Annotated in this window: 3 protein-coding genes and 1 pseudogene; 1 reads left to right on the forward strand and 3 read right to left on the reverse strand. The window is 49.7% G+C overall.

Annotated features, from left to right (window positions below; genetic code table 11):
• Positions 1-47: 47 nt before the first annotated feature.
• Genes ACT3TC_RS16995 through ACT3TC_RS17005 form a run of 3 tightly spaced genes read right to left on the reverse strand, consistent with a single transcriptional unit; the run spans position 48 to position 3,523 of the window.
• Positions 48-938 carry a TniB family NTP-binding protein gene (locus ACT3TC_RS16995; protein ID WP_176483352.1) on the reverse strand — a complete coding sequence of 297 codons (891 nt, stop codon included), beginning with the start codon at positions 936-938 and terminating at the stop codon, positions 48-50.
• A gap of 9 nt (positions 939-947) precedes the next feature.
• Positions 948-2,783: a Mu transposase C-terminal domain-containing protein gene (locus tag ACT3TC_RS17000; RefSeq protein WP_176483351.1), complete on the reverse strand. Its 1,836-nt coding sequence runs from the start codon at positions 2,781-2,783 to the stop codon at positions 948-950.
• Between the two features lie 50 nt (positions 2,784-2,833).
• Positions 2,834-3,523 carry a TnsA endonuclease N-terminal domain-containing protein gene (locus ACT3TC_RS17005; protein WP_217990263.1) on the reverse strand — a complete coding sequence of 230 codons (690 nt, stop codon included), beginning with the start codon at positions 3,521-3,523 and terminating at the stop codon, positions 2,834-2,836.
• A 131-nt stretch (positions 3,524-3,654) separates the two neighbouring features.
• Between ACT3TC_RS17005 and ACT3TC_RS17010 the strand changes: the two are divergent.
• A pseudogene (locus ACT3TC_RS17010) lies at positions 3,655-4,323 on the forward strand (ATP-binding protein); the annotation flags it as partial.

Genomic DNA, 4,323 nt, shown 5'->3' on the forward strand with positions numbered 1-4,323 from the left:
CAGCTCATTCTTAGCTGGTGATAGCATGATCGCCCAGCTTCCTCTGATCACAGTTTAAGCGCCTCCTTGCCATAATCAGAGAGTTTAACCCAGCCGATGTTATCAAGAAGCTTAGCGTCTATATGCTCTTTACCATCTCGGATCGCTTTAACGGTCGCTCTTTTAAGCACGGTCGCTACGCCGCCGATGGTGCCCCCACTCATACTATGTAGCTTTATCGCGATATCCTGACTAGACAGCTGAGAGGGCTCAGCTAATGGCAGTAAGCGTTCAAAGCTGGCCAAGAGGCGCAAGAAGCTAACATCTAACTGCCATCGAGGTAGTGCCAGCGGCTCAAAGCGACTTGAGAGTTGAGTATCGGTGTGCAGCGCGAGAATGGAGTCACGCGTACCGACGGCTACAAGCGGAAGCTGTAGCTTATTGCTCAATCTTTTAAGCATTCCTAGAAAATGCCTCTGTTGTCTTGCACTTCCATGTAGCACATTGTGGATTTCATCAATAATGAGCATCCTGGCTTGTACGTAAGTTAATACCGAAATAGCTTGGTTCTCCTTACGCTGCACGGGATCCGTATCTCTGTGGGCTATCTTTAATGACAGAAGTAACTCAGTCCAAAAACGCCCCTCATTTGGTTCGGAGGGCATTTCCATAACAATGACAGGTGCTAATGGCTCTCCAGAGGGAAGAATCTTCACAGGATGCTTTTCTCTGAAACGGTCGATTAATGTACTTTTTCCATTCCCGCTTTCTCCGACCAGCAACGTGTTGGGCATCCGCTGTACACGGGGATGTGCTAATTGATCCTCAAGCCGGGTCATGATTTCTTTGGCCCTAGGATAGGAAATCCAATGGTTTTGCTGAGCGAAATAAATGCGGTCTTCCGTCGTCCAGGTGAGTGTCTCAGCAATCTCTGGCTTGAGGTGATCAAAATGGGCCATATTCATTCCCTAGGCATCGTCATCGAATGGTTCTATAGGCAGTGCGAATATATCAATCTCACTTTGCACCTCTGTTTGAGGTGGAGCAGGAAAAACACTCTTAGCAGGCGCTTGTGTTTCAACAGATTCCGTTTTCTTGGCGAGTTTCTTCGTCGTATTGATACGAGCCATCTGACGTCTTGCTTGCTTCGTTTTCGTGACGGCCTGTTCAACACGATGACGCATCTTGAGAATGGTCTCAAAAATCACATCCTCATCAACATGCCGCAGTCCTTCCTCTCGAATGCGGCGAGTTGCTTCCCGTAACTCCCACACACTAATCGCTGGTCGAGTAGGATTCCGATAAGGAACCATGTAATAGATCTCACTTTCAGGGTCGTAGAAATAGACTTTACTGATATCGCGTGGATCACGACGGATAGTAAATGAACGAGCCTTCGTTTGATTTTCGGGGTCTTTTGAACCAATCCAAGGGTTCAACACTTCATGGTAGTAATTAATTTCATCCAGCTGGACGCCGTAGCGCTGCACAGTGCGTGAATAAAGAGGAAGGAAGTCTAACTTCAAACGCGTGGGGTCAGTTGGTATAGGCGGCATCCCCAAGCCCGGCTGTGTTGAGTCTCCTAATATACCGAGTTGCCACTTGCGCATTGGTGGCATGTTCAATTCAGAATGCTTGCGACGGTGATACACCCCAACAATAAATTCAACTAAATGCTGCTCAAACTCACGAAGGGTGAGCGCTGATTCTTTTTCTGAGTCATATCCTTTCCGTTGCTCAACGTTGGAAAATGTTGTGCCAGGTAAGGTGTGTATCTCATTTGCAGCAGTACCCATATAACGCTCTATATGTCCGCCGTAGTGGGGAAGCTTTACCGGACGTAATTGCAGGTCGATACCGTATTGTTCACAAGCCCGGCGCAGCATTTTCCCCCGGAATTCTTTCGCGTTATCAGCATGCAGAACACGCATTTTCCCCCAGACTGGCCACTCTTGCCCCACCCCCAGGTTTGCAAGATATTCATGCTTAGGCAACATGGCATTGGAGACACACAAACCCACTGAGATAGCACTGGGCTTTTCCATGCTAACCGCAATCCCCACCACCATTCGTGAAAAGACATCAATAGCCAGAGTTATCCACGGTCGGCCAAGCGCCAGACGATGCTCTTCATCAACTAAGATGACGTCAGCAGGCGTATGATCTATTTGAACAACAGCAAGAGGGAAATCCGCATTTGGAAACTCTCCCCTGATAGGAGCAAAGGTGTCACGCGCCTTATCTCGTAGCCCGCGGCGTCTCATCGTTTCACGTGTCGAAATCTGTTTTATGCGGTTACGGATTGTATTGGAGTGAGGAGGAAGTAAACCGGCCTGTTTGCAATGAGCTTTGACAGTGATAATTACGTCACTGGGCTTATATCGTTGACGACTTAGATATAAGTCATTGATCGCCCCTTCGATTATTGCCTCGACTTTCTTATCGAGCTTTTTCGTACCTGGCTTGCGGCCTCGCGGGGCTGGTATCAATGCTGAAATATGGCCAGCCTCGTGATAGTCCTTAACCCATTGGTATAAAGTGGCAACGTGAACACCGGCTTCTTCTGCTAACTGCTCTGCCTTTGCACGAGTACGAAATGGATCGTCAAGTAGAGGACGGATTGCTGCAAACCGCTGCTGAGCAACTTGCCAGTCTTCGTCTTCGATCTCGGATAAATCCTTTCCTTCAGCAACACCACCTTCTCCAAGCTCTATATCCGTTACGGGACGAAGCTGATGCGCAGACAGACGGTGCACCTCTCCAGTGTCGGTATCTTTAGCAAGGAGGGTTGCTGCATCCAACAAGTGCGAAACTCTATAGGTACGACCATTGGCTGTTATCACAGACCCAGTAGTTACCGATAGAAAAGCGGGCTCTGTAGCCATAAGAAACCTTCTCCGTTAGTAATCCATATGGGGCTGGACATGTTTAATGGGCGTATGAGGTCAGCATGAACACGGCCTATAGCGATCATTTGCCATAAACAACTAAGCGCACACATACGCTTTTCCTCATTCGCATAAGCAGCTGTAAGTAGAATTTCAGGTGTTGTTTCACCGAGCACGGCAAGGGTTCTAGCCAAGTGAGTAGCGGTAGCCGAGTCCTCTGCCAAGTCCCTATAGGCCCTTAGAAATCGTGCATTGTTCAATAGGCCAGTGCCTCTAATCTCTCGCTCAGTCACAATGCGAAAGCCCCAACCTTGCTGCTTGCAATAGCGTATAGCTGCCTGAAATTTAGGCTTCATAATGTGCCAATTTTCTCTCAAATCTTCGCGATACTTAACCTCATACAGAATCGGCGCCGCTTCATCCGAGTAAGTCACGAGCATATCGGGCGTGTACTGACGCCTTTTTCGATCATCATCTTGATACTTAAGGGTTAGCGGCTGCTCACAAACCGTAGCGACCAACGGATCAAAATCGAGGATCATCAGGAAATCGCGCTCTAATGATGACTCAAAATTGCAAGTGCTTCCTCGTAAGAAAGAAACCTGCCCAGTAAGGCTCCTTCGGTTAGTTCCAATAACTCTAACAGGCCGATTCATATTCAGTCGCCTATATATTTGTGATTTTAACACCCAGTCGCTTATATTGGTGTCAATTAGTAGCGTATTTACTTGTCGAAAATAACGTAAGATATTGTTCCAGTATAGCATTAGTAGCTGTTTTTAGTGGAATTCACAGCGGCTCAAAACCCAAACCAGGAGAAATCTCGCTTGCCCATCACGGTGTGCTGTTTTTGGACGAGCTGCCGGAGTTCTCCCGCAACGTGCTAGAAGTTCTGCGCCAGCCGCTGGAAACAGGCGAAATACATCTGGCCCGGGCCAGCCACGAACGCCGATACCCATCTCAGTTTCAACTGGTAGCCGCTATGAATCCTTGCCCTTGCGGGCATTTGGGCGACCCTCGCCAGCGTTGCCAATGCACCGCCAGCCAGATTCAGCGCTACCAAGCGCGGCTTTCCGGCCCGCTGTTGGATCGTATTGATCTACAGGTCGAAGTTCCCGCGCTACCGCCCGAACAACTCACCGCCCAGACCCAGGGCGAATCATCAGAAGCAGTGCGCGAGCGCGTGATGGCCGCAAGAGAGCGCCAAATGGCGCGCGGCGCACTCAACAGCCAGTTAAGCGGTAAAGCCCTGGAAGCCGCCTGCGCACTTGACGATGAGGAGCGCGCCTGGCTTGCCAGCGTTCTGGAAAAGCTCAAGCTCTCCGCCCGCGCCTACCACCGCGTGCTGCGCGTAGCGCTGACGCTGGCTGATCTGGAAGGCAAACCCAAGCCGACCCAACCGCACCTGATCGAGGCCATTGGCTATCGACAGCTGGATAGGCTGTTGAAAGGTGCT

It is taken from the genome of Halomonas sp. AOP27-A1-41 (genome assembly GCF_052378605.1).
GTDB lineage: Bacteria > Pseudomonadota > Gammaproteobacteria > Pseudomonadales > Halomonadaceae > Vreelandella > Vreelandella citrativorans.